The organism is Amnibacterium endophyticum (genome assembly GCF_042680685.1).
In the GTDB taxonomy this organism is placed as follows: Bacteria; Actinomycetota; Actinomycetes; order Actinomycetales; family Microbacteriaceae; genus Amnibacterium; species Amnibacterium endophyticum.
Genome location: NZ_JBHUEA010000005.1, coordinates 125,027 through 149,821, shown reverse-complemented (window position 1 = coordinate 149,821; position 24,795 = coordinate 125,027). Strand labels below are relative to the sequence as shown.

The following is a 24,795-nucleotide window of genomic DNA, read 5'->3' as shown; positions in this document are numbered from 1 at the left end:
CGCCAGAGGCGACCCGGGGGACCGTGCTCGCCGGCGCCACACTGGGCCTGCCCGTGCCGGGGAGGGAAGAGGGACCCATGGCATCGGTGAGCCGCCCGGCGGAGGGGCTGCGCCTGTCCGCGACGCTGGTGGAGGACGACGAGGGGGCGGTGACGGCGGAGTACGCGATCGCCACCATCGCTGCCGTTGCGCCCGAAAGGCGTACAAGCGATGCTCCTATACATGGCGCATCCGCGAGCCGCGATTTACGCAAGGCAGAGCATCGAGGAGGAGGCCGGCATCGACCGCCAGCTGCGCCAGTGTTCAGCGGAGATCAAGCGGCGCGGCTGGGGGACGCCGGTCGAGCGATACAAGGACAACAACACCTCGGCATCGCAGCAGCGCGGAGCCAGGACCGCGTGGTCTCAGATGCTCGCAGACCACGCAGAGGGTCGCTTCGACGTTCTCGTCGCGGTCAACGTCGACCGTGTGCTCCGGCGTATCGAGGACGTGATTTTGTTGAAGGAGCGCGGCGTTCGAGTCGTGACCGTGGACGGGGATCTCGACCTGTCGACCGAGTCGGGCGAGTTTTTCGCCACGATGCTTGCCGCGCTGGCCAGATTCGAGGTGCGCCGCAAGGCAGCCCGAGCCGCTCGTGCGGGCGCTGAGCGTCGCGCCGCCGGGCATCCCAAGAGCGGGCGCCCTCCGTACGGCTACGAGTGGGTCCCGGCGCACACCCGATCCAGCCGAGTCCGGGACGGCCTACCTTTCGGGGACGCGCGCTACGAGGTCGTCGAGGACGAAGCGGCGCACGTCCGATGGGCGTTCGAGCAGCTGACGAGCGGGGTCGTGACGATCGGAGCGATCCAGCGTGGACTTGCCGATCGCGGAGCTCGGACTCGACCATCGACGCAGCACCAGGACGGCACGGTGATCGGGGCGTCGACCGTGCGACGACTCCTACTCAATCCTGTCTATGCAGCATTGCTGCCGCCTTCGCAGGGGACAGCTGCTGGCGCATTCCGGCCCGAGAGAGTGAACGTCGAGCGCGTCACGCCTGGTGCGTGGCCGGCCATCGTGAGCGCAGACCAGTGGCGAGCCGCGCGATCGATCCTTCTCGCACCTGGCCGCAGGACCAATGGCGGCTTGACAGCTCGGAAGCACCTACTCAGCGGGATCGCGGTGTGCGCCGAATGTGGCGAGCCTGTTCGGTCGGCGGCTACCAGGCTGGGCGACCGCGCCTACAGGTGCCGATCAGAGCGCCACTTCAGCCGGAAGGCCCAATGGGTGGACCAGTGGGTCAACGACGTGGTCGTCGACCGTCTTCGTCATCCCGAACTCGTGCGCGCTCTAGTCAAGCCTTCGGATCACGCGAGCGTGCAGTCACTGGTCCAGGAGCGCGCGGCCCTGACCTCGAGTGTCAGTCGACTTGTGGAAGCAGTGGCAGCCGACGTCTTCACCGTTGCCGAGGCCAAGAACCAGAGGCAGCAGCTCGACGCTCGACTGAAGAGGGTCGACGAAGACATAGCGCAGGCGTCAAGGACCGACCCCTTGGCGAAGTTCGTCGGTGACAACCTGGCCAAGGAGAGCTCCGTGCTCGAGCGGTGGGAGCAGCTTGGGCTGCACCAGAAACGCGCGATCGTGACAGCTCTATTTGAGAAGATCGAGTTGAGATCTATCGGCCCCGGAGCCCGCGTCAGATCGGCCCGTGAGGCTGGCGAGACCATCATTCTGCGATGGCGCGACAAGGACATCATGCAGGGACGGGTCCGGCGCGCTGACGACCATCAACTTGTCGGCGCACCCACTCACGAGCAGATCGCGGTCATCACGGCCGCGAGCTGCTGAACGTCGGCGGCGCGGCTCGACCTCACAACGCCAGCCAATCTCCGTCCGAACGGGGCCTACCTCCTCTGTAGGGGTGCCCACGGCAGACCGCGCAGAGGGACCTGCTCACGGCCGGCACACAAGCCCTACGTGACCTTTGGCTGCGGCTGAGGGGGTGCTGGCGCTCCGTGAGTCACGTGTAGGGCGGAGACGCATCAGATCGTCTCCGGGGCGAGGCCGCCGCAGGCCGACGCCTCCGCCGTGCGCATTGCGTCCCCCGAAGTAGGGGCGAGAACGGATGGCCACCTCGTGCATGTCCCCCGTACCACCAGGCATGAGGGCAAGTTGCTCTCTGGTGAGGCTTCGGCCACACCCAGTGGAGGCGAGGCAGGCCAATGTCCACCATCAGTGAGCACCGTCGTGAACGACGAGTAGATCTCCTCGGAGAACGGGACAGTCTTGAATACAGGGAGAAGGACACTCCACACCACATGCGAGCCTCGGCAGCCTGTCCTGCAACGAACACGATCCGAGCGGCCCAGGATCTGATCTCAGTGGGAGACCTGGGGCTTCCGTACCGCTCTCCTTCTGCTCATCCCGGAGATCAAGCCTCATTCCAGAGGAAGTTCTCGCTCATCCCCGGTCGAGCACTCTGTGTGCCGTACTGGCTGGCTCCGACCAGTGGGCGTCGGCCGTGCAACGGTCGGCTCTGCACCTCGTGCGGACCTCGCATGTCCTACAACTGGCAGAAGCCCGTGCTGGACGGGTTGCGGAACAAGAAGTTGATCTTGTCCTTCACGGGGACCATCCAGAAGATGCCAGGGCGACCTCTCGAGGGGCAGCTCGACGACATCGAGCACATCAAGAGGATGTTCGTTGGCAGCAACTGGGCAGGACGCCATTTCGACGGGACGGCGTGGTTCCGTGAGGTGAAGGTGAGCAACCGCACGGACTGGCATCCGCACATCAACTTCGTGTTTGTGCCGAAGGCAGCCGTGGAGCGGGACGAGGCCGTGGGCCTGGGGCAGCGAGTCCTCGATCGGTGGAGCGAGAAAGCAGATCTGGCGGGTGCGATGTCCGTGCAGACCCAGAACGCGGAGGATCTTGTCCTTGAGGGACAGAGCGCCATCAGGGCAATTGTGCGCTACGCCTCGAAGACACCAGCGTGGGACCACTCGGGATTGAAGGCCAGTCAGTCGTGGACGTACGCGGACCTTCTGAACCACGCGCTGGCAGGCCATCAACTCGGGGTGCCCGACGCGCTGTGGGCGCTCGACTGCATGCACGAGATCGAGAGCGCCACTACCCGCCGGCCGGGCAGACCCTCGCCGTGGTGTGGGCGATCAGGAGTCCTTACCAAGAGAAAGAAGTGATGCATTAGCTGGGGCGGCGGGCGGCATCGGTAGCGCTCACACCCAGGCGGTTGTCATTTCAGTCTGCGATCGCAATACCGATAGTCCAGGGCAGGGGCCCCTTGGCGAAAGGCTGCAATCAGATGGTCAATACGGCGTCCAGTGCCCTCAACATTGGGCCGCGTGGGAAAATTACGAGCCTTGCGTTCACGCTTGCGTTGCAGAACCTCGAGGAGGTGTGCCAGCAGATCGCAGACCTGGACCTGCTCTACGCTCAGCGCAGGAGAGAACTACTAGATGAGCGGAATGAGATGATCCGCGACGCCGCCAACAACCGGGTTGCGATTCGTCACCTCCAACATGTTTCCGGACTTTCTCGAAACAGGATCTACCAGTTGAGAGCGGAGGGCTCCGATGAGTGACAGGACAATCTCAACACTGCTTCAGCGGATGCAGCGGGCCGCCGAGCGCGTGCGTATCGTCGATGGTGACTACAGGGTTCAACTCATGCGCGCGATGCGCCAGCGGGACGAGGCAATTGTTGCTGCTGCCCGAGCAGGCGTCCCAATCTCGGAGATCGCCGAAGCTGTGCAACTCTCCCGCCCCAGAACAAAGCAGATCATCATCGAGGACAAATGGAGATGATTCGTCAGGGGCGCGAGCCGATCGGCACCGACCAGTCACGTCTCGGACCTAATTAGCACTCTCGGCTGATCAGATCCATGACGAGGCCCCTAATTGCCTTCCGCCCATCGACACCGAACCCGACCGGAAGTCGTTCGACTCGGTCTGTCTGATGCAGCACGCCCGACTCGAAGTCGACGACGGCTACGTGCTTTCCGAAGTACGTCACGAGCCACCACCGATCAAGCGCGACATGGTCGCCGAAGTTGACGGAACTCCGAACCTGATCTCGCACTGCGTTTCGCAGTGATGGAAAGTCGGGAAGCGGAGCGAGGTAGGGGCGGGTGGGATCGTCCGTGTGCATGTAGCGGTTGTATACCTGCACGTTCTCACCCCAAAGGCTGGTGACGTTCAGGATTTCTCGGATGGCTATGGCGCCCGCTGCCTGTGCTGAAGTTGAGATTGGGATTGACGCCTGCGCCCATATCGCCGCGTCCATCACCGCCGCACAGAACGGCAATGGATCGGAGGTGACCACGTGAGCCCACGACCAGGTAGTCGTCACGCCTTCGCGTACCAGCCGCACGCCTCGGCGAGTAGTAAGGAAGAGCTCCGTTCTGGATTTGCCCGGCTTCCTCAGCACGACGCCCAGGTCGTTTGGCGCCGTTGAAGCCAACCTCACAACTACGTCGGGATCTGTAGCGGCGATCTCGGCCACTGCGCGCCAAATCTCGAGTTGAACTCGAGACGACGACAAGCGCGACGAGACGCGGCCGGCTGCTGGCCAGGTTGACACGTCATCTAGTATCGCTGACTCTCGGCACCTACGCAATCCGGAAGAACATTTGTGAGCGAGGGAAAGGCGAGCTCAACTCACTCTAAGGCTGGAACAGACGAACGCACGCCAGCCTTAGAGCCGCAAATATGAACGTCAACCCGGACGGGCCGTTTCAGCGATGGAGCACAATTCCTACGGAACCGGCCGCAGTTCAAGTGGCTGCTCGATCGTGCCGATCAACCAGTGGTGAGCCTTCAGCAGGGCAGCGACGCGAGCACTTTCAGTTGGCCGGGTAAGGCCGTACATGCCGTCGACCAATCGATCGGCTGCGAGATGTGCGGAGCGCAAGGTTTGTGGCATCGCCAGCGGGTTGTAGAGCGTGGCCAGGTTTTCCGCCGGGAACTCAGCTCGCGCCTCAAGAATCCTCTTTCCAGCCTGCTCGAATCGGGCTCTCTTGCTTCCCGGCTCCAGGAACGGGAAAACGCAGTAGGTCAAATCTGGGCTGATGCTGGGATCGGCCTTCAATCGGCCAGCGAAAGCCTTGACCCATGCCGTGAACGCTGCCGACTGAAGGTATGTGAATAGCCACAGTGGGCACTCGGGTACGAGGATCAGCTTGTTACCAGCGATCACGTCCGGCTCGAAATAGCGCATGGGGATGTAGTCGCGGCTCTCGCCGCTAACCTCGGGAAGTGCAAGATACGCTGTGTGCGGCTGACGGTCTTGAGTGAATCGGGCCGGCGAGGACGCGGCGGACCTGACCGATGCCGTCGGACTAGCAGCACGGGCCTCTCTAACGCCATTCAACCGCGACCGCAGCACTGGGGATGCCACCAGGTCGGACGGGGCGGCATCATCCAGCCACAGGCACCAGCGATCCAGCGCATAGAGCATCTCTTTTGACTGGCGGAACGGTCGGAGGTACTTCGTGGCGATGCTGTCGGCCGCCACCTCGTCATAGTTGTTGGGTGCGACTATGAGATGGCCGCCGTCCGTCGGCTGGCTACCCTTGGACATATCGGGTAACCCGGCCAGCAGTGGCTTTGATCGCTTGGCTGGTCCGGGCAGGTCTGAGTCAACGAGATAGAAGTTGATGTTGACGGCCTTAGTCTCGAGGGGCTGACCCGCGATGTCGGGGTAGTCGAAGAGCCGCTTGATGGCCGTTGTGCCCGTCCGTGAGAAGCCGATGATCACGCAGTACACGGCAGCGGCGTTCGTTGCCCCCGACGACCACTTGAAGGTGCGGTGGCCGAAGTCAATCGTCATTCCAGCCCGACGAAAGATGGGATCGAGCGCGCGTGCTTGGTCTCCCTGGCTGAGACTGTTCGTGGACACGAAGGCAAACCGCACGCGGCGGCCGCAAGCGTATCTTAGGGCTTTCGCATACCAGCACGCGACATAGTCCAATCGACCAGTACGCTCGCCGCGCGCCTCTTCCAGTCCTGCGAAAGCCAGTCGGTTGTCTTCCTGCTGACTCTCGCTCATCCATGCCATGCCGACGAAGGGAGGATTCCCGAAGACAAACGTCGTGTCAGTCGGAGCAACGACGGAGGACCAGTCCAGTCGGATTGCATTGCCGATGACAATCGTGGCCGCGTCTCTGATCGGTAGCCGATCGGGAGCCTCACCGAACTCCTGCGCCAACTCCATGTTGGCCTGATGGTCCACGAGAAACAGCGCAGTTCGCGCGATTGCAGCGGGCCATTCCTCGATCTCGATCCCGTAGAACTGATCGGGTCGAACCTGCAGTTCGTCCGCAACGTGATACCCGCCGAGCACCTCCGTGTTGGTCAACTGGCGTATACGGCGCATGATCTCAAGCTCAAATGCCCGCATCTCGCGGTACGCCACTACGAGAAAGTTGCCGCACCCACAAGCGGGATCAAGAAAGCGGTACAACCCAAGCGACTTCTGCAGCGCCCTCAACCGCGTTACTGAGGCGCCGGCCGCGCTGAGTTGCGAGCGAAGTCCGTCCATGAAGAGAGGGTCGATTGTTTTGGCGATGTTCTCGGGCGTCGTGTAGTGCTCGCCGTGGGCTCGCCTGTCCTCTTTCGACTTCACCGCCTGGAACATGCTGCCGAAGACGTCCGGACTGATTGATCCCCAGTCAAATCGGCAGCAGTCGAGGAGTGCCTCGCGCATGGCTGAATCGAACGGTGGCACTTCGATGTGCTCGTTGAACAACCCGCCATTCACGTAGGGGAAAGGAGCGATCGACGCGCTGAGCCGGCTCGACCGCTGATCCTCTGGACGATCGAGGGCGCGGAAGAGGCTCTCGAGTACTCCTGCGAGCGACTCACCATCCTCCGGCGTTCGATCCACAAGATCGTGAAATAGACCGCGTGCCCACAATCCGGTGTCGTCCCCGAACAGCAGGAACAAAACTCGCGTGATGAATACGGATGCCTCGTGGTCGGTGAAGTGATCGGCCACCACGGCGCGGTACAGCACGCTCAGCAGCTCGACAGCTCGGGCGTTGACTGCTTCCTCGTGCGCCGCAGAGAAATCGCGCTGGACGTAACCCGCGAGGAACGTGAAGCGGTCGATTTCCTTGGCAAGGTCTCGAGTCTCGAACAAAGTGGTCTCGGGCCCGTTCTCCCCAAAGCGCGTCAGGCGAATCCGGGCGAAATCTGAAACGACGACGGCGATCGGAAAATCCCTAGGTGACAGCCGGTCGAGGTAGTCGAATGCCTGCGCATCTGCGACCTCGAGGTCTTTTCCAAGACTCTTTTGCTCGACGAGCAGCATCCCTGGCCAAAAGAGGTCGATGAACCCTCCTCGGCCCGTGGAGAAGCGGTCGGCCCGCTTCTCGAAGTAGGCGACACGCTTGCGGTCAATTCCAAAGATGGCCAAGAACTCGTTCCAGAACGACTGAGACTCGCCCCTCTCATAGTGATCCCCTGACCACCGGGCCGCGAATGCTCCGGCCCGATTTCGGATCTCGCGCATGGAAAGGTTCGGCGCCACCACACGGGGACCGTACCCGCCGCGCCTCCTGACGGGCCGCGACGACATGGCCAAGTCCAGCCGTGTCAGGAGCATCAACCGCGCCCTTCACTCACGAAGTTGAGATCCCTTCTCGTTGCCGCGCCTCGTGCGCGGTGATGGCTGGCTGGATCGCGGCGCAGCTGAAGCAGATGACCGCTTCGACGCCCGCGTGCCCCGGAATCAGAGCGGCCGCGAGCATCCTCTCTTCACAATCGTCACGTGGCGTGGGTCGTGGGTCCGTCTGGACCACGGTCCCTGACCACACCCGGACCTCGTGACGCTGATCCTGGGAGTCGACCCACAGCACCAGGACCGCCTTCTGTGGCCAGGCGAGCGCATGCCCCATGACCTGCACAGGGATGTTCCCGAAGCCGAATCAGTCCCTGACTGGACCCGGCTGGCCACGTGAACGGCATCATCGCCGAGCCCGATGTCGGACAGGGATTTTGGCGTGAGCGCGACGGCTTCGGCCTCGCGGTCGAAGCGTCTACGCGCCGCGCGGAGCCGAGGACGCCTGTCGTGCGCAGCCTAGGTATCGCTCCTTCTGGGACTACTCGGGTTGTCACGCTCGTCCTTAGATTCGGAGCATGGCCGATTCGGCCACCATCGTGGCTCTCGCTGGGGTACCCGCCGCAATCCTGGCAGCGGCTGGCCCAATCGCGCGCGAGAAATCCCGCCTTCGAACTCTCGAGCGTCTCGTGAAAGTAGTGCGCAGCGCAACAAGTCCTTCCGCCGAAGCGCCCGCCGCATCCTTCTCAACGGCCACGGACTCCTCACTGGATCGGCTGGTTCGATTCGCGGCCGACGAGCTCTACTACCGCGAGCGGTTCCCGTTCCCGCTTGTCCTATTGAGTGCGGGAGTTGTTCTGTTCTTGCTCGGAGCCGCAGCCGCCGTCGCCAGTGTCCCGCTCGCTTACCCCCTGCTCGCCACGACCGGGCTGTGGGCCTACCTGCTCGCACTGGCCGTCTTCGTCGTCACGGTGGCCACGGGCGTCGTTCAACTTGTTCAAGCCTCACGCCAGCGTCGGTCGGACGCCGGCGTCAAGACAAGTTCGGGCGACAACCGGGGGCGAGTCGCGGTCGCGCTCTGGCTCTACGCGAGAGTTGCTGGCCGCCCCAAGGTCACCGAGAAGCCCGAGCCCGCTCCGGAGCTTCTGACCACCGAGCAACAAGACGCGGCGGAGGAGGAGAGGGCTGCGGGTGAACTGTCCGCAGCCAACTAGCAGAATCGCAAGCACTCGTCCGTGAGGCTGAGTGCGCCCGCTCGAGGGGGAGTCGGAGAACTCAAGCGATTCGTCCCGCCCTGCCTCGTCAGACTCGACCTCAAGAGAGTCGACCGAGCGAGCCGGGGAACTCAACCTCACTTGGCCTGGCAGGCACAATCCATGCCGATCGGTGGTCTGTCTGACAGTCCATGCATCGACGGACGAAGTGCGTGTCGTCGTGGCCGACGTACTTGGCCTCGGTCTGGGTTTCGCAGATTGGGCAGTACTCGATGGCGAATGGGTGAGCGGGGTGAACCATGGGATCTCCTTCGGGTGGCGGAGTGCGATGCCGTTCGTTGGGGTCGGTCATCTAAAAACCGGAGAACGCGCTTCGGCGCTACGCAAGGTGCCGCAGTGCGCGGGCAGCGGGCGCTCAGTCCTCCCCCTGCTCCCAGTCGTGTTCATCCTCGAGGTCTTCATCCGCCCCGGATCGGAGGAGGCCGTACGCCGCCGCGAAGACGGCTCGGAGTTCTATTGGCATTTCAAACCCGAGTGCGACCTTGGACCGCACGCCGTCACGCTCATAGACGGGCGCCATGGGGTCGGCGGCATCGTCCGCTATGGCGCCATCAATCTTGAGTGACTTCACGGTGTTGTTGAGCGCGCGGGTGAAACCGCGTAGTTGCCGCTCTGGGTTGTAGCTGCCGAGCTGGTAGACGAGGTCGCGGCTGACGAAGCCGTCATCCGCGAGCGTCTCGGCGTGGAGGACCGCCTCCTGCACGGTCTTACCGTTGGCCCGCAGGTCGAGGATCGCGCTCGCGGCGGCTGTGCGGGTCCATCCGTGTACCGACTCCTCGTCCTCCTGCGTCGGTATGACGAAGAGAGTGCTGATGAAGTGCTTCAGCGCCTCGACCTGAGCTGGCGACATGCGTGTGATGTCGACTACCAGTTGCTGGCGGAATCTGACCACGGCGCGTCCGATCATTCGTTTGAGATGTAGAGATTGTTAGGTCGGGCCAAGCGTGCCGCTTGCACCCCCCAGTTGTCAACAACCGTTCAAAATTGTTGATTGCTCCTCTGGCGAGGCACGGCTGGCGCCGGACTGCGGCGAGCGCAGCTCTCCTGACTTGGGTGTCACAAACGATCGGATGACGGAGCACCTGCCCTACGGCCAGGATGTTGTTCCAGAACTCACGTGTCTATTGGTGTAGTATTGAAACATGGCGATTGGGACATCATCACCTCCGGGCCGCCGGTTCGGGTATGTGCGCGTGAGCAAGGCATCCCAAGACGAGGCCGGACAGATCAAGGTCCTGATGGAGCGGGGATCGGTGCAGCGCAAGGGGGATCTCTTCATCGACAGAGGCGTGAGCGGCGCGAAGGCCAGCCGGCCAGAGCTGGACCGAATGCTTGCCACGGTCGAGCCCAACGACACGGTCGTGTTGTTCAAGCTCGATCGTCTTGGCCGAAGTTCCGGGCACACGATCCTTCTGATCGAGGATCTCGTGAAGCGCAACATCCACGTCGAGTCCGTCGTGGACGGTCTGAACACGCGCACCACAACCGGGATGGCGATGCTGTCGCTGCTAGCGATCTTCGCTTCTATGGAGCGGTCGTTCCTGATCGAGCGAACACGCGCCGGTCTCGACGCCGCCGCGCAGAGCGGAAGGCGCGGGGGGCGCCCCGCCGCACTGACTGCCGAGCAGATCGATCACGCCCAGGAGATGCACGACAAAGGCAAGTCCGCCTCTGCCATCGCGTCCTACTTCAAGGTGAGCCGCTCCAGCGTGTACCGCGCACTGGGACGGAGCAGCGCGTGAACCGCGCCCTCTACCGACGAGCAGGGTCACTCCTACAGGGCGCAGCGCGCCACCTGGTCACCCCGATACCCTCATCCTCGTGACGGAGTGGTACAACCGCGACGCTCAGCCGCAGTTCGAGCGCCCACCAGTCGCCGAAGCGGCACTGAGCCTCGAGTACCCCCCCGTTCCGAGCCTCGGGTCCTACCAGTTGAGCCGTCTGCAGGCCAAGTGGGAGCAGGACTACTCCCACATCCAGGACGTGCCAGCCGTCCCGCCCTCTCAGCTCGTGCAGCTCCAACTTGAGCCGAGCTTCCAGTTTCAGCTCAACGCCAGCCAGCCCGTCCGGATCTGGGCAGTCAACCCGAGCAACGGAATGCTCATCCAGACGCAGGCTGATCGCCTGGTGTTGAACTGGCGCGATGAGGGTGTCGGTCGCAAGTACCCCGGATACGACGCCCTCCGCACCGAATACGTTCGCCTGTGGGGCCTGCTCGTCGAGTTCCTGACCGAGTTCAACTTGCCCGTTCCGGCGCCTGTGTTCGGCGAGTACACCTACGTCAACTTTGTGCCGCTCGAGCCGTCGGACACGATGGCGGACGTCGTCTCGATCGTGCGTGCCCCGGCTCCCGAGCGAGCCCTGCCCGGCCGTGAGCTGCTGACCAGGTTTCAGTTCGTCCGCGACATCGAGAAGAGCGACGAGCACCCTATGGCTGCGCAGGTCGTCGTCACTGGCGAGCCGCAGGGCGGCGGAGATGCACGGCGCGTGCTTCTGAATGTGGATACCCGAGCGATCTTCGATGGCACCCAGACCGACGTGTTCGAGGGGTTGGACGTTGCGCACGCCCTCTCCTCGTTTACGTTCGACCGCATCATCGCGGACAAGAAGCGCGAGGCGTGGGGGCAGGAGTCAGGGAGCGCAAAGTGACCAATGCCACCTGGGCGCTCGAACCGTCGCTGGTCTTCGCGGGGATTGGGATCTTCAAGAAAGATCCTGTGAATGCTGCCGTCCGCGACTTCGAGAAGCAGTTGACGAAGCAGGTCGCTAGACGATCTGCCTCAATCAGCACGATGCCGGCTCTGTACACGGCCTACTCGGAGTCCTCAGCCGTTGGCGCGCCTCTGATCGACAGTTGGATCAGTGCATTTGACCTGCAGCTGCAGGCGCAGTTCGTCGTCTCCCGACTCGGTTCCGAGTTCGGGCGTCCCACGCCGTCAGCGATGGCTCGCTTTGGGGCGATCCTCAACACGCTTGTCACTGACGGCGGACCGACCCCTCAGCCCACCCTGACGCTCGACGGTGGCATCGAGGTGCGTTGGCGCGTGAACGACGCGAAGGTGGTGGCCGTGGCCGAGTCGGACGGCTCGGCCTACCTCTCAGGGGTCGAGGCCGACGGCCACGAGGCATTCGACATTGAACTCGCATCTAACGAGGTGCTCTCGGTGGAGGTCGTCGAGGCAGCGCGGGCGATGCTGTCCGCGATGAGTGGCGGAATCAGCAGCCGCGTGGCCGCTCGCTCCTAGCGATGGAGAGCGGCGATCCGGTCGAGGACGAGCACCTTCTGCTCCGTCGTTTCGACCCCGAGCACGCCATCGAGAGTTACCGCGACGAGGGCACTGGGGTCTCGTACCCGACCGCCAATGCTTTCACCTTCGACACAGAAGTAGACGCGAGACGCGGGGTGTCGGTCTACGACGATGCCCTTCTCGGACAGAGCGGACTAGAGCGTCGTGCGATCCTGGACCAGAGATGGTCGGCGGTAGCGGGCGCAGCGGCTGCGACTCTGCGCGCGATTGTCCGGCCAGGGGATGCCACCGACGAGCCCGGGCCGTACGACCCACGCCACGATCCCTTTCCAGACGGGGACACGAGGCCGGTCCAAGAGGCGCACTGCCTCGTGTGGCGACCGGAACCGATTGGAGCCAATCGGCGGAAACTGCAGGAGCAGTTCGTGGCCGCGTTCTTGCCGTTGCCACTCACGCGCGACATATAGGACCGTTGGCGTCATGGACGACAGTCTCGACTCCGACGCGCTTGGCATCGTGCGGTGTCCTATGTGCGGACTACGTGATCTCGAGCCGATGCAGGACGACGCACGTGTGCTGGGCTGCCCCGACTGCGGTCTCTCTAGGGCCTGAGGTATTGCCTACGAAGCTCGCAGGTGCGGAGTACCCGGCGCACGCTTGAGCCGCACCCGCCGGAGAGTCAAGGCGGGGCGCTACTGGAATTTCGGGTCCCATGCATGGGTCCCCCGGCGGGAGTCACGTTCCAGTCGCGCCCGTAGCACCGCAATGGGCAGAGGGTCCTGTTCAAAGTGCGCCATCGAGGCGCGACGGTCGCGGCAGTCGGCTTCGCCGCGCTGCTCGTGGTCGTGCTGCGCAGCGACGAGGTGCGGGGCCTGCTGGCCTCGCTGATCCGGCATGCGCTGGCGCTGCCGGGCTGAGCGGCAGGCGGGCACGGTGACCGCGGAGCTCGCGATCGCCGTGCCCGCGGTGCTGGTCGTGCTCGCGGCGTGCCTCGGCGGCCTGCGGCTCGGCGTCGAGCGGATCCGCCTGACCGACGCCGCGGCGCAGGTCGCGCGCGCCGCCGCTCGGGAGGAGCCGGCCGGAGCCGGCGCGGCCGAGCGCATGGGCGCGGCCGTCACCGGCATCCGCCGCGAGGGCGACCTCGTGTGCGCCTCCGTGCGGGTCTCGGTGCCGCTGCTCGGCGTCGCGGTCCCGCTCACGGCGTCGTCCTGCGCGCTCGCGGCGGTCGTGCCGTGAAGGAGGAGGGGGCGGGCAGCGTCCTCGGGGTCGCGGTCACCGGCGCGGTCGTCGCCGCCTTCGTGCTGGTGGCGCCGCTCGCGGTGCTGCTCGTCGCGGCGCACCGGGCGGCCGCCGCGGCCGATGCGGCCGCGCTGGCCGCCGGGGCCACCGCGCTCGGCCTCGCCGTCGGGGTGCCCTGCGAGCGGGCCGCCGAGGTCGCCCGGTCGAGCGGAGCCGAGCTCGCGTCGTGCCGTCAGCACGGCGACCTCGTCCGCGTCCGAGCGGTCGTGGAGGCGCTCGGGCTGCCGCTCGGCGCGGACGCGGTCGCGGGCCCGAGCACGGGGTGAGGCCGGCGCAGCGGGCGTGCCCGACGCGCCGGCACTCCCTCGGCGAACCCCCAGCAGCGGTGGTGCTCGCGCCGCCGGCGGGCTTCGACGCGCTGTGTATGGTGTGCGGGAACCGCCCCTGGAGGGCCCCGCTGCGGCGCGGTTCGGGGGATCGCGCTCGAACGGAAGCGAAGGAGGCGGCCGTGCCCGGAACGAAGCTGGTGATCGTCGAGTCGCCCGCGAAGGCGAAGACCATCGCCAAGTACCTCGGCCCGGGGTACGAGGTGCAGGCGTCCGTCGGCCACATCCGCGACCTGATCGAGCCGAAGAACCTGCCGCCCGAGCTGAAGAAGGGGTCGATGGGCAAGTTCTCCGTCGACGTCGACAACGGCTTCGAGCCCTACTACGTCGTCAGCGACCAGAAGAAGAAGACGGTCGCCGACCTGAAGCGGGCGCTGAAGGGCGCCGACGAGCTCTACCTCGCCACTGATGAGGACCGCGAGGGCGAGGCCATCGCGTGGCACCTGCTCGAGGTGCTGAAGCCGAAGGTGCCCGTCAAGCGCATGGTCTTCCACGAGATCACCAAGGACGCGATCACCAAGGCGCGCGACAACACCCGCGAGCTCGACACCGCCCTCGTGGACGCGCAGGAGACGCGCCGCATCCTCGACCGCCTCTACGGCTACGAGGTGTCGCCGGTGCTCTGGCGCAAGGTCGGCCCCGGCCTGTCCGCGGGGCGGGTGCAGTCGGCCGCCACCCGGCTCGTCGTCGAGCGGGAGCGCGAGCGGCTCGCCTTCGTGCCCGCCGGGTACTGGGACGTCTCCGCGCGGTTCGCACCCGTCGAGGGCCCGGCGTTCGCGGCACGGCTCGTGCGCATCGACGGCAAGCGGGTCGCGACCGGTCGCGACTTCGACGACCGCGGCCAGCTGAAGAGCGGAGCCGTCGCGCTCGACGAGGCCGCTGCCCGCGCGCTCGTCGCGTCGATCGAGACCGATGCGCCGGAGGCGACGGTGCGGTCCCTCGAGACCAAGCCCTACCGCCGTCGGCCCGCCGCGCCCTTCACGACGAGCACGCTGCAGCAGGAGGCGGCCCGCAAGCTGCGCTTCAGCGCCCGGCAGACGATGTCCGTCGCGCAGAGCCTGTACGAGAACGGGCACATCACCTACATGCGCACCGACTCGCCGTCGCTGTCGCAGCAGGCGGTGCAGGCCGCGCGCACGCAGGCGCGCTCCCTCTACGGGGCGGGCTCGGTGCCCGAGCAGCCCCGCCAGTACGCCGGCAAGTCGAAGAACGCCCAGGAGGCCCACGAGGCGATCCGCCCGTCGGGCGAGGTGTTCCCGAAGCCCGACGAGCTGCGCGGCAGCCTCTCGCCGACCGAGGCCCGGCTCTACGACCTGATCTGGCGGCGCACCGTCGCCTCCCAGATGATCGACGCAACCGGCTCGACCGCGACCGTCGTCGTCGGGCTCGCCGCCGACGGCCGCGAGGCGGAGTTCTCCGCCAGCGGCACGGTGATCACGGAGCGCGGCTTCCTCGCCGCCTACGAGGAGGGCCGCGACGAGGACCGGGACGCCGCCGACGCGGACGAGCGCCTCCCGCAGCTGACCGAGGGCCAGACGCTCACGCCGGCAGAGCCGGCGGCGAACGGCCACGAGACCTCGCCGCCGCCCCGCTACACCGAGGCGAGCCTCGTGAAGAAGCTCGAGGAGCTCGGCATCGGCCGGCCCTCGACGTACGCCTCGATCCTCTCGACGATCGTCGACCGCAAGTACGTCACGCCGCGCGGCACCGCGCTCGTCCCCAACTGGATCGCCTTCTCCGTCGTCCGGCTGCTCGAGGACTTCTTCTCCGAGCTGGTGCAGTACCAGTTCACGGCCGACATGGAGAGCGACCTCGACCGGATCGCCGACGGCGACGCCGAGCGGGTCGACTGGCTGCGCGACTTCTACTTCGGGCACACGGGGCACCCGGGGCTGCGGCAGGTCGTCGACAACCTCGGCGAGATCGACGCGCGCAGCATCAACTCCATCCCGATCACGCACGACATCACGCTGCGGATCGGGCGGTACGGGCCCTACCTCGAGGTCGCCGAAGCGAGCGAGCCGCAGGTCGACGCCGGCAGCGGCGAGCTGGCCGAGGGCGAGCCGACCGTGCGTCGCGTCAACCTGCCGCCCGAGCTGGCGCCCGACGAGCTGACGCCGGCCAAGGCGCGCGAGCTCGCCGACGCGCCCCCGCAGGAGGACCGCGTACTCGGGGTGCACCCCGAGTGGGGCCGTACCATCGTGGCGAAGGACGGCCGGTTCGGGCCGTACGTGACCGAGATCGTGCCCGAGGACGAGGCCGCCAAGCGCGGCGCTCCGAAGCCGCGCACCGCAAGCCTCTTCAAGTCGATGTCGCCGGACTCGGTGGACCTCGACACGGCGGTGCAGCTCCTGGCGCTGCCCCGCGTCGTCGGCGCGGACCCGGAGAGCGGCGACGAGATCACGGCGCAGAACGGGCGCTACGGCCCGTACCTGAAGAAGGGGACCGACACCCGCACGCTGCCCGACGAGGACAGCATCTTCGGGATCGACCTGCCGGGCGCCCTCGAGCTGTTCGCGCAGCCGAAGTACGGCGGTCGCCGCGCGTCCAGCGCGCTCAAGGAGTTCGACGCCGATCCGGTCAGCGGCAAGCCCGTGAAGATCAAGGACGGCCGCTTCGGCGCCTACGTCACCGACGGCGAGACCAACGCGACGATCCCGCGGGGCGAGGACGTGGACGCGGTCGACTTCGAGCGGGCCGTGCAGCTGCTCGCGGACAAGCGCGCGAAGGGCCCGGCGCCGAAGAAGACGGGCACGCGGACGGCGACCAAGCGGACGACGACCGCGAAGACGACGACCGCGAAGACGACCGGGGCGAAGGCGACCGGGGCGAAGACGGCAGCCGCGAAGACGGGCACGACGAAGGGCACGGCGCGCGCCTCCAAGAAGGCGTGAGCCGTCGGGGATGGGCGCCTTCATCACGCTCGAGGGCGGCGACGCGGTGGGCAAGTCCACGCAGGCCGCCGCCCTCGAGGCGTGGCTGACCGGTCGTGGCGAGACCGTCCTGCGGACCCGCGAGCCGGGCGGCACCGACCTCGGCGTCGCCGTCCGGGAGCTGGTGCTGCACCGGCGGGGGCCCGTCGCGGCCCGCGCCGAGGCGCTGCTCTACGCCGCGGACCGGGCCCAGCACGTCGCCGAGGTCGTGCGCCCGGCGCTCGCCCGGGGCGACGTGGTCGTGCAGGACCGCTACCTCGACTCCTCGGTCGCCTACCAGGGGGCCGGGCGCGTGCTCGACGCGGACGAGGTACGCCGCCTGTCGCTCTGGGCGGTCGAGGGGCTGCTGCCCGACCTGACCGTGCTGCTCGACCTCGACCCGCGCATCGGCCGCGCCCGCCGGGCCGACCGCGAGGCCTACGACCGCCTGGAGGCGGAGGCGGACGACTTCCACGACCGCGTCCGCGCGGCGTTCCTGGCCCTCGCCGAGGCGGAGCCGGCCCGCTTCCTCGTCGTCGACGCGTCGCTGCCGCAGGAGGCCGTGCAGGAGGCGGTGCGCGCGGCGGTCGCGCCGCTGCTGACGCGATGAGCGACACGGCCTACGCGGAGCTCGTCGGACAGGCGGCGGCCGTCGACGCGGTGCGGGCCGCGGCGCGGGACGCGCACCGACCGGGCGGCGGGGTCGGCGTGATGACGCACGCGTGGCTGATCACCGGCCCGCCCGGCTCGGGCCGCTCCAACCTCGCCTACGCGTTCGCCGCGGCCCTGCTGTCCGAGCACGGGGAGACGGACCCCGGCGTCCGCGCCCAGGTGGACGCCCGCACGCACCCGGACCTCGCGGTGCTCGCCAGCGAGCGGGTCACCATCACCATCGAGGAGGTCCGCCGGCTCGTCGGCGCCTCGCAGTACTCCCCGTCGGTCGCCCGCTACCGGGTGATGGTCGTCGAGGACGCCGACCGCATGACGGAGCGCACGAGCAACGTGCTGCTGAAGGCGCTCGAGGAGCCCCCGGAGCGGACCGTCTGGATCCTCTGCGCACCGAGCGAGGCCGACCTGCTGCCGACGATCCGGTCCCGCGTCCGGGTCGTGCGGCTGCGGGTGCCCGAGCCGCAGGAGGTCGCCCGGCTGCTCGTGCAGCGCGACGGCGTCGAGGAGGGCGTCGCGCTGCGTGCCGCCGAGGAGGCCCAGAGCCACATCGGCATGGCGCACCGCCTCGCCACCGACACCGAGGCGCGCGAGCGCCGCGAGGACACGATCCGCATCGCGCTCGGCGCCGACACCGTGCCGAAGGCGGTGCGCGGCGCCCAGCGGCTGCTCGACGTGGCGAAGGCCGACTCCACCGCGCTGAACCAGGAGCGCGACGCCGCCGAACGCGCACGGGCGCTCGCCTCCATGGGCGTGCCGGAGGGCGGGGCGGTGCCGCCGCAGCTGCGCCACGTGCTGAAGCAGATGGAGGAGGACCAGAAGCGGCGCGCGACGCGGGGCCTCCGCGACGGCGTCGATCGCGTGCTGGTCGACCTGCTGTCCGTCTGGCGCGACGTGCTGCTCGCCCAGCTGGACGCCGGTCTCGCGCCGGTGAACGCCGCGCGGTCCGACGAGATCCGCGCGCTCGCCGCCGCCACCCGGCCGCAGGCGACGCTCGAGGTGCTCGACGCGATCGCGGAGGCCCGCCGGCGACTGCCCGCCAACGTCCCTCCGCTGCTCGCCCTCGAGGCGATGCTCGTGACCGCCGCGCTCTCCCGGAGCCCCCGATGAGACGCCCGCTCGCCGCGGCGGTCGCGCTCGTGACCGCCTTCCTGCTCGTCGGCTGCTCGCTGGTGCCGGCGCCCGACGTCACGTCGAGCCCGGACGTCCGCGGCGTCCCGGCCGCGCTGCGCGACTTCTACGGCCAGCGGATCGTCTGGAAGGCGTGCGACGGCGGCTTCCGGTGCGCCACCGCCGAGGCGCCGCTGGACTGGGCGGAGCCGGCGGGGAAGCGGATCGAGCTCGCGCTCACTGTGCACCCCGCCGCCGGGAAGCGGATCGGCACGCTCTTCACCAATCCGGGCGGGCCGGGCGCCTCCGGCGTCGAGTTCCTGCAGCGGAGCCTCTCGCTCTTCGGGCGGAGCCTGCAGCAGCAGTACGACATCGTGTCCTGGGACCCCCGCGGCGTCGGGGCGTCCACCGCCGTCGAGTGCTACGGCACGCGCGCGCTCGACCGCTTCCTGTTCAGCGACCCCGACCTGCCGGAGGGCAGCCCGGCGCTGCGGCAGGAGGTGGAGGCGTCCGCGAAGGCCTTCGCGGACGCCTGCGCGGAGCGCTCGGGGCCGCTCATCGCGCACGTCGGCACCGCGGACACCGTCCGCGACCTGGACATGCTGCGCGCCGCCGTCGGGTCCCCGAAGCTCGACTACCTCGGCTTCTCCTACGGCACCACGATCGGCGCCCAGTACGCGAACCGGTATCCGACGACGGTCGGACGGATGGTCCTCGACGGCGCCACCGACCCCGCGATCTCGACGTTCCAGGAGTCGCTCGCGAACGCGCAGGCCTTCGGGAACGCGCTCCGCACCTACCTCGCCGACTGCCTGCGGCAGCAGGACTGCCCGTTCCGCGGGCAGACCGTGACGCAGGCGACCGGCACGATCACCGACCTGCTGCTGTCGCTGCGCGCCTCCCCGATCCGCACGACCTCCGGGCGCGTGGTGAACAGCTCCGTGCTGCGCACCGCGATCGACGCCGCGCTCTACGACCGCTCCAGCTGGCAGTACCTGACGCAGGCGTTCACCGAGCTCCGCAACGGGGACGGGACGACGGCGCTCGCGCTCGCCGACAACTACGTCGAGCGGGGACCGAACGGGTACACGGGCAACCTGTTCGAGGCGATCTACGCGGTGAACTGCCTCGATGCCCCCGTCGCGACCGATCCGGCCGTGCTGGCCCGGCAGGGCGACGCGATCGACGCCGTGGACCCGCTGAGCGGCGCGAACAACACCGAGGACCTCGGCAACCCGGTGTGCGCGAACTGGACCGTGCCGCCGCAGTCGAAGCCCGCGCCGGTGCAGGCCGTCGGCTCGCCGCCGATCGTCGTGCTCGGCAGCACCGGCGACCCCGCGACCCCGTACCGGTGGGCGCAGGCGCTCGCCGAGCAGCTGCCGAAGGGGGTGCTGCTCACCCGCGTGGGCCAGGGGCACACCGCCTACGGTCGGGGGGTCGCCTGCATCGACGACCGCGTCGACGCCTACCTGACCCGGGGCGCCGTGCCGGCGGCGGTCCGCTGCGCCTGATCGCGCCGCCGGGACGACGAAGGGCCCGCCCCTGTCGGGGTCGGGCCCTTCCGCGCTGGAGCCGCCTTGGGGAATCGAACCCCAGACCTATTCATTACGAGTGAATCGCTCTGCCGACTGAGCTAAGGCGGCGCGGTGCCCGTCGAGTGTAAGCCATCCGCAGGCTGCGGATCGGGACCCCGGCGTCCGGCGGCCGTTCTCGCGGCCCCGCGGAGCGCCGCCGGCAGCGTCGCCGGCAGCGTCTGCAGCCGGGCCTCCGCGGACGGCGGGCTTCACGCGGCACCGGCGGGGTGCCCCGGACGGGGGCCGTGCGCCGCCTACCCTGTCGCGCATGCGCAAGCGGCCCGCGATCGCCCTGTCCGGTGGACTCGTCCTCGCCGGCCTGATCGGGGCCGGAGCGGCTGCGGGCTACGCGCTCGGCGAGCCGCGGACCGTCGCCGTCGCGACGTCCTCCGCAGCGCCCGTGCCCTCCGGCGCGTCCTCCACGGTCGCACCGGCGGCGCGGCTGACCCCGACCCCGTCGCCGACGCCCACGAAGAAGCCGGTGCGGCGCACCTGCTCCGTGGAGGACGCGGCCGGCGACGCGCGCCTCGCGAGCTTCCAGGGCCGGGTGATGAACGCCCGCACCGGCGAGGTGCTCTTCGACCGGCGGGGGAAGAAGGCGTCCCGGGCGGCGAGCGTGATGAAGGTGCTGACCTCCGCCGCCGCGCTGAAGGTGCTCGGGCCGGACCACCGGATGACCACGAGGGTCGTGGAGGGGTCCAGGAAGGGCGAGATCGTCCTCGTCGGCGGCGGCGACGTCACGCTGTCGCGGACGCCCGCGGGCACGCTCACCGCCTACGCCGGCGCGCCCCACCTGTCGACGCTCGTGAAGAAGACGAAGAAGGCGTGGGCGAAGGCGCACCCGGACGAGAAGATCACGCGGATCGTGCTCGACAGCAGCTACTTCGGCGGCCCCGCGTGGCAGCCGACGTGGAAGACCAAGGAGCGCACCGAGGGCTGGATGCCGAAGATGACGGCCCTGATGGTCGACGGCGACCGGGACGCGCCGGGCTCGAACGGATCGCGCCGCAGCACCGACCCCGTCGGCCGGGCGGGCGCCGCCTTCGCCGCCTCGTTCCCCGGCGCCTCCGTGTCCCGCGGGAAGGCGCCCGCGGGCGCCGACGTGCTCGGCACGGTGCGCTCGCAGCCGGTGAGCACGCTCGTGCAGCAGACGCTGATCGTCAGCGACAACGCGATCGCGGAGATGCTCGCGAGGGTCGTCGCGATCGAGTCGGGCACCGGGAACCGTTTCGCGGACGAGGACGCCGCCGTGCGCGCGGCGCTCCGGCAGTACGGGATCGAGCCGACCGGGGTCCGCGTCGTCGACGGCTCCGGGCTCAGCGACGACAACCGGATCCCGCCCTCGTACCTGACGAAGCTGTTCGTGAAGGTCCTGCACCGGGAGGACGGGCTCGGGCCGATCCGGGACGGGCTCCCCGTCGCCGGCCGCACCGGGTCGCTCTCGTACGCGGACCGCTTCGCCGGCGCGGCGTCCAAGGCGGACGGCAAGGTCTTCGCGAAGACCGGCTGGATCGACACCGGTTACACGCTGGCCGGGATCATCCGGGCGAAGGACGGGACACCGCTGACCTTCGCGTTCTACGCGCTGAACACGTCCAGCCCGTCCGCGAAGACCGCGCTCGACACCCTCGCCGCCGACGTCTGGTCCTGCGGCAAGCGCCTCCAGGACTCGTAGCCCCTTTCATCTTGTAGGCAGATCTCGGCCCTTCGGGCAGATCTGCCTACAAGATGGAGCGCATGAGTCGCGGGCTGCTGATCGTCGACGTGCAGAACGACTTCACCGAGGGCGGTGCGCTCGGGGTGGAGGGCGGTGCCGCCGTCGCCGAGCGCATCACCGAGCACCTGCACGCGCACCGGGACGAGTACGCCCTCGTCATCGCCTCCCGCGACTGGCACGACGGCGAGGGCGACAACGGCGGCCACTTCGCGGTCGGCGCCGAGCCCGACTACGTCGTCACCTGGCCGGCGCACTGCGTCGCGGGCAGCCCCGGCGCGGACTACCACCCGGCGCTCGACACGACCGGGATCGACGTCCACGTGCGGAAGGGGCAGGGCGAGCCGGCCTACTCCGCGTTCGAGGGCACGACCGACGACGGGCGGGTGCTGGCGGAGGTGCTGCAGGAGCGCGGGATCGCCGACCTCGACGTCGTCGGCATCGCCACCGACCACTGCGTGCGCGCCTCCGCGCTCGACGCCCTCGAGGCGGGCGCGCGGGTGCGGGTGCTCACCGGCCTCGTCGCGGGCGTCGCGCCCGAGCCGAGCGCCGCGGCGCTGGACGAGCTGCGCGCGGCGGGGGCCGAGGTCGTCCACGGCTGACGCCGTGCCGCGCCTGCCTAGGCTGCGACGGTGACGGCGAGCGACGAGGCGAGGGTGCTGGAGCAGGTCCCGACGGGGCTGTTCATCGCGGGGGAGTGGCGCGACGCCTCGGGCGGCGCCCGGTTCGACGTCGAGGACCCGGCGACCGGGGCCGTGCTCGCTTCCGTGGCGGACGCGACGCCCGAGGACGGCCTCGCCGCCCTCGACGCCGCCGTGGCCGCGCAGGACGAGTGGGCCGCGACGCCGCCGCGCCGACGGGGCGAGATCCTCCGCCGCGCCTGGGAGCTGATGCAGCAGCGGAAGGGCGACCTCGCGCTGCTGATGACGCTGGAGATGGGCAAGCCGCTCGCCGAGTCGGCGGGCGAGGTCGTCTACGGGTCCGAGTTCTTCCGCTGGTTCTCGGAGGAGGCGGTCCGGATCACCGGCCGGTACGGCGTCAACCCGGAGGGGACGGGGCGCACGATCGTGTCCCACCTGCCGGTCGGGCCCTGCTACCTGATCACGCCGTGGAACTTCCCGCTGGCGATGGCGACGCGCAAGATCGGGCCGGCGCTCGCCGCGGGCTGCACGGTGGTCGTCAAGCCGGCCGAGCTGACGCCGCTCACGACCCTGATGACGGCGTCGGTCCTCGCCGAGGCGGGGCTCCCGGCGGGTGTGCTGAACGTCGTGCCGACGACGGCCGCGGGGGCGATCACCGAGCCGCTGCTGCAGGACCGGCGCCTCCGCAAGCTGTCCTTCACGGGCTCGACGCCGGTCGGCGTGCGCCTGCTGCAGCAGGCGGCGGGCAACGTGCTCCGCACCTCCATGGAGCTCGGCGGGAACGCGCCGTTCGTCGTGTTCGACGACGCGGACCTCGATGCGGCGGTCGACGGGGCGATGCTCGCGAAGTTCCGCAACGTCGGCGAGGCCTGCACCGCCGCGAACCGCTTCATCGTCCACGAGGCCGTCGCGGACGAGTTCGCGGCTCGGATCACGGAGCGCGTCGAGGCGCTGCGGGTGGGCCGGGGCACGGAGGACGGGGTCGGGATCGGACCGCTGATCAACGCGGCCGCGGTCGACAAGGCCGAGACCCTGGTGCAGGACGCGGTCGAGCGCGGCGCGGAGGTCCGGATCGGCGGCGGCCGGGTGGACGGCCCGGGCACCTTCTACGCGCCGACGGTGCTCGACCGGGTGGACGCCGCATCCGACATCCTCCGCACCGAGATCTTCGGGCCGGTCGTCTCCATCGTCCGCTTCACGGACGAGGCGGAGGCGGTGCGGATCGCGAACGACACCGAGTTCGGGCTGGTGTCCTACGTCTTCACCCGCGACCTCGCCCGCGGGCAGCGGATGATCGAGCGTCTCCAGACCGGGATGATGGGGCTGAACGTCGGCGTGATCTCCAACGCGTCGGCGCCGTTCGGCGGCGTGAAGCAGTCGGGCGTGGGGCGCGAGGGCGGCTTCGAGGGCATCCACGAGTACCTGAGCCCGAAGTACACGATGACCCCCACCCCCTGACCCCTTCATCTTGTAGGCAGGTCTGCCGGGCGGGCCGGGATCTGCCTACAAGATGAAAGGCCTACTCGGCGGCCAGGGCGGCCAGGGCGGCCTGGATCTGGTCGAGCACCTGGTCCAACCGGTCCACCACGTCGGAGTAGGTGAAGCGCAGCACGCGGTACCCCAGCCCGCGGAAGCGCGCGTCTCGCAGCGCGTCCTGCTGCGGGTCGTGGAACGCCTCCCCGTCGACCTCCACGATCAGCTTGCCGGGCAGCAGGAAGTCGACGAACTCGTTCGCGGTCGGCGAGAACTGCAGCACGAACGGGCCGATCCCGCGGCGGATCAACCCGAGGCGCAGCAGCGTCTCGATGCAGCTGCCGGACAGCGCGTCGACGAGTCCGAGATGCTCCACGAGTCGGCCCGGCACCAGCGCCCGGAGGCGTCGGAAGGCTTGCGCGTCGAGCAGCGCGGGTCGGTCCCGCGGGCGGTGACGCGCTGCGTCGATCGCGGCGATCCACCAGTCGAGCGGGACGCAGGCCGACATCGCCACGAGCGTCTCGACCAGCGACGTGCGCCAGCCCGGCAGCATCCCGTCGTCAGGGGACCAGTGGAGCTCGACCTCGAGATCCTCGTCGGGGGCGACGTACCGCCGCTTGTCGCGGTTGTGCCGCCGGCGAGGAGCGTTGTGCGGCACGAGCACGTGGATGCGCCGCCACGCCTCCGGCGGCACCGGAAGTCCGTAGCTCGCAGCGGCCGAGAGACAGGCGAGGATCCCGCCGACCCGGATCGCGTGCTTCGCCTGCCATGGAAGCGCCGGGTCGACGAACCAGGCGTTCCGTGGCCGGTCCAGGACTCCTCGGCGGAAGATCGCGGCGACCTGGTGCCGTGTGAGGCCGGCGGCGAGGAACGCGTCGATCCGCGCGACGCCGCCGTTGCGTTCGAGGACACCGAGGGCGATGGCGTCCGCTCGCGACCAGTCGTCGTTCTGCACGCCGGCATGGTGCAGATCCGCCGGCGCGAGCGCCCCCGGTTGTCCC

22 protein-coding genes and 1 tRNA gene are annotated in these 24,795 nt (G+C 68.6%); 18 read left to right on the top strand and 5 right to left on the bottom strand.

The window, feature by feature from the left end:
- Positions 1-222: 222 nt before the first annotated feature.
- From ACFSBI_RS05185 to ACFSBI_RS05170, 4 genes are all read left to right on the top strand, one after another.
- Positions 223-1,827: a recombinase family protein gene (locus tag ACFSBI_RS05185; protein ID WP_377932713.1), complete on the top strand. Its 1,605-nt coding sequence runs from the start codon at positions 223-225 to the stop codon at positions 1,825-1,827.
- Positions 1,828-2,537: 710 nt separating this feature from the next.
- Positions 2,538-3,179 carry a hypothetical protein gene (locus ACFSBI_RS05180; protein ID WP_377932711.1) on the top strand — a complete coding sequence of 214 codons (642 nt, stop codon included), beginning with the start codon at positions 2,538-2,540 and terminating at the stop codon, positions 3,177-3,179.
- Between the two features lie 122 nt (positions 3,180-3,301).
- Positions 3,302-3,580, top strand: coding sequence for a hypothetical protein (locus ACFSBI_RS05175; RefSeq protein ID WP_377932709.1), 279 nt, complete (start codon positions 3,302-3,304; stop codon positions 3,578-3,580).
- Positions 3,573-3,803: a hypothetical protein gene (locus ACFSBI_RS05170; protein ID WP_377932707.1), complete on the top strand. Its 231-nt coding sequence runs from the start codon at positions 3,573-3,575 to the stop codon at positions 3,801-3,803. The genes ACFSBI_RS05175 and ACFSBI_RS05170 overlap by 8 nt, the downstream gene beginning before the upstream one ends.
- Positions 3,804-3,855: 52 nt before the next feature.
- Here ACFSBI_RS05170 and ACFSBI_RS05165 read toward each other — a convergent pair whose 3' ends face one another.
- Both ACFSBI_RS05165 and ACFSBI_RS05160 read right to left on the bottom strand, forming a co-directional pair.
- Positions 3,856-4,500 (bottom strand): hypothetical protein, encoded by a 645-nt coding sequence (locus ACFSBI_RS05165; protein ID WP_377932705.1) that lies wholly within the window; start codon positions 4,498-4,500, stop codon positions 3,856-3,858.
- A 252-nt stretch (positions 4,501-4,752) separates the two neighbouring features.
- A complete protein-coding gene (locus ACFSBI_RS05160; RefSeq protein WP_377932703.1) occupies positions 4,753-7,530 on the bottom strand; it encodes a class I SAM-dependent DNA methyltransferase in 2,778 nt (925 codons plus the stop codon).
- Between the two features lie 605 nt (positions 7,531-8,135).
- On the opposite strand from ACFSBI_RS05160, the gene ACFSBI_RS05155 reads away from it, so the two are divergent.
- Positions 8,136-8,771, top strand: a complete 636-nt coding sequence (locus tag ACFSBI_RS05155; RefSeq protein ID WP_377932701.1) for a hypothetical protein — start codon at positions 8,136-8,138, stop codon at positions 8,769-8,771.
- A 415-nt stretch (positions 8,772-9,186) separates the two neighbouring features.
- Here the strand turns inward: ACFSBI_RS05155 and ACFSBI_RS05150 are convergent, their stop codons facing one another.
- A complete protein-coding gene (locus ACFSBI_RS05150; protein ID WP_377932699.1) occupies positions 9,187-9,723 on the bottom strand; it encodes a hypothetical protein in 537 nt (178 codons plus the stop codon).
- 250 nt (positions 9,724-9,973) lie between these two features.
- Here ACFSBI_RS05150 and ACFSBI_RS05145 point away from each other — a divergent pair, with 250 nt between their 5' ends.
- The 10 genes from ACFSBI_RS05145 (at position 9,974) to ACFSBI_RS05100 (ending at position 19,903) form a co-directional block, all read left to right on the top strand.
- Positions 9,974-10,573, top strand: coding sequence for a recombinase family protein (locus ACFSBI_RS05145; protein WP_377932697.1), 600 nt, complete (start codon positions 9,974-9,976; stop codon positions 10,571-10,573).
- A 79-nt stretch (positions 10,574-10,652) separates the two neighbouring features.
- A complete protein-coding gene (locus ACFSBI_RS05140; RefSeq protein ID WP_377932695.1) occupies positions 10,653-11,480 on the top strand; it encodes a TIGR04255 family protein in 828 nt (275 codons plus the stop codon).
- Entirely contained in the window at positions 11,477-12,076 is a 600-nt protein-coding gene (locus ACFSBI_RS05135; protein WP_377932694.1) for a hypothetical protein, read from the top strand. Before ACFSBI_RS05140 ends, ACFSBI_RS05135 begins: the two co-directional genes overlap by 4 nt.
- Positions 12,077-12,867: 791 nt before the next feature.
- Complete coding sequence (locus tag ACFSBI_RS05130) at positions 12,868-12,996, top strand: DUF4244 domain-containing protein (protein ID WP_377932692.1); 129 nt, start codon at positions 12,868-12,870, stop codon at positions 12,994-12,996.
- 16 nt (positions 12,997-13,012) lie between these two features.
- Positions 13,013-13,315, top strand: a complete 303-nt coding sequence (locus tag ACFSBI_RS05125) for a TadE family type IV pilus minor pilin (RefSeq protein WP_377932690.1) — start codon at positions 13,013-13,015, stop codon at positions 13,313-13,315.
- A complete protein-coding gene (locus ACFSBI_RS05120; RefSeq protein WP_377932688.1) occupies positions 13,312-13,644 on the top strand; it encodes an Rv3654c family TadE-like protein in 333 nt (110 codons plus the stop codon). Before ACFSBI_RS05125 ends, ACFSBI_RS05120 begins: the two co-directional genes overlap by 4 nt.
- A 182-nt stretch (positions 13,645-13,826) precedes the next feature.
- Positions 13,827-16,598 (top strand): type I DNA topoisomerase, encoded by a 2,772-nt coding sequence (topA, locus tag ACFSBI_RS05115; protein WP_377932686.1) that lies wholly within the window; start codon positions 13,827-13,829, stop codon positions 16,596-16,598.
- Positions 16,599-16,608: 10 nt separating this feature from the next.
- Positions 16,609-17,226 carry a dTMP kinase gene (tmk, locus tag ACFSBI_RS05110; RefSeq protein WP_377932684.1) on the top strand — a complete coding sequence of 206 codons (618 nt, stop codon included), beginning with the start codon at positions 16,609-16,611 and terminating at the stop codon, positions 17,224-17,226.
- Positions 17,223-18,392, top strand: a complete 1,170-nt coding sequence (locus ACFSBI_RS05105; protein WP_377932682.1) for a DNA polymerase III subunit delta' — start codon at positions 17,223-17,225, stop codon at positions 18,390-18,392. Before tmk ends, ACFSBI_RS05105 begins: the two co-directional genes overlap by 4 nt.
- Positions 18,389-19,903: an alpha/beta hydrolase gene (locus ACFSBI_RS05100; RefSeq protein WP_377932680.1), complete on the top strand. Its 1,515-nt coding sequence runs from the start codon at positions 18,389-18,391 to the stop codon at positions 19,901-19,903. Before ACFSBI_RS05105 ends, ACFSBI_RS05100 begins: the two co-directional genes overlap by 4 nt.
- Before the next feature lie 56 nt (positions 19,904-19,959).
- On the opposite strand, the gene ACFSBI_RS05095 is transcribed toward ACFSBI_RS05100, so the two are convergent.
- Positions 19,960-20,035: transfer RNA gene (locus ACFSBI_RS05095), tRNA-Thr, on the bottom strand.
- A 199-nt stretch (positions 20,036-20,234) separates the two neighbouring features.
- On the opposite strand from ACFSBI_RS05095, the gene dacB reads away from it, so the two are divergent.
- From dacB to ACFSBI_RS05080, 3 genes are all read left to right on the top strand, one after another.
- Positions 20,235-21,641, top strand: a complete 1,407-nt coding sequence (gene dacB, locus ACFSBI_RS05090) for a D-alanyl-D-alanine carboxypeptidase/D-alanyl-D-alanine endopeptidase (protein ID WP_377932678.1) — start codon at positions 20,235-20,237, stop codon at positions 21,639-21,641.
- 62 nt (positions 21,642-21,703) lie between these two features.
- Positions 21,704-22,282 (top strand): isochorismatase family protein, encoded by a 579-nt coding sequence (locus ACFSBI_RS05085; RefSeq protein ID WP_377932676.1) that lies wholly within the window; start codon positions 21,704-21,706, stop codon positions 22,280-22,282.
- 30 nt (positions 22,283-22,312) lie between these two features.
- Positions 22,313-23,779, top strand: a complete 1,467-nt coding sequence (locus ACFSBI_RS05080) for an NAD-dependent succinate-semialdehyde dehydrogenase (RefSeq protein WP_377932674.1) — start codon at positions 22,313-22,315, stop codon at positions 23,777-23,779.
- A 61-nt stretch (positions 23,780-23,840) separates the two neighbouring features.
- Here the strand turns inward: ACFSBI_RS05080 and ACFSBI_RS05075 are convergent, their stop codons facing one another.
- A complete protein-coding gene (locus ACFSBI_RS05075; protein WP_377932672.1) occupies positions 23,841-24,749 on the bottom strand; it encodes an endonuclease domain-containing protein in 909 nt (302 codons plus the stop codon).
- Positions 24,750-24,795: the final 46 nt, after the last annotated feature.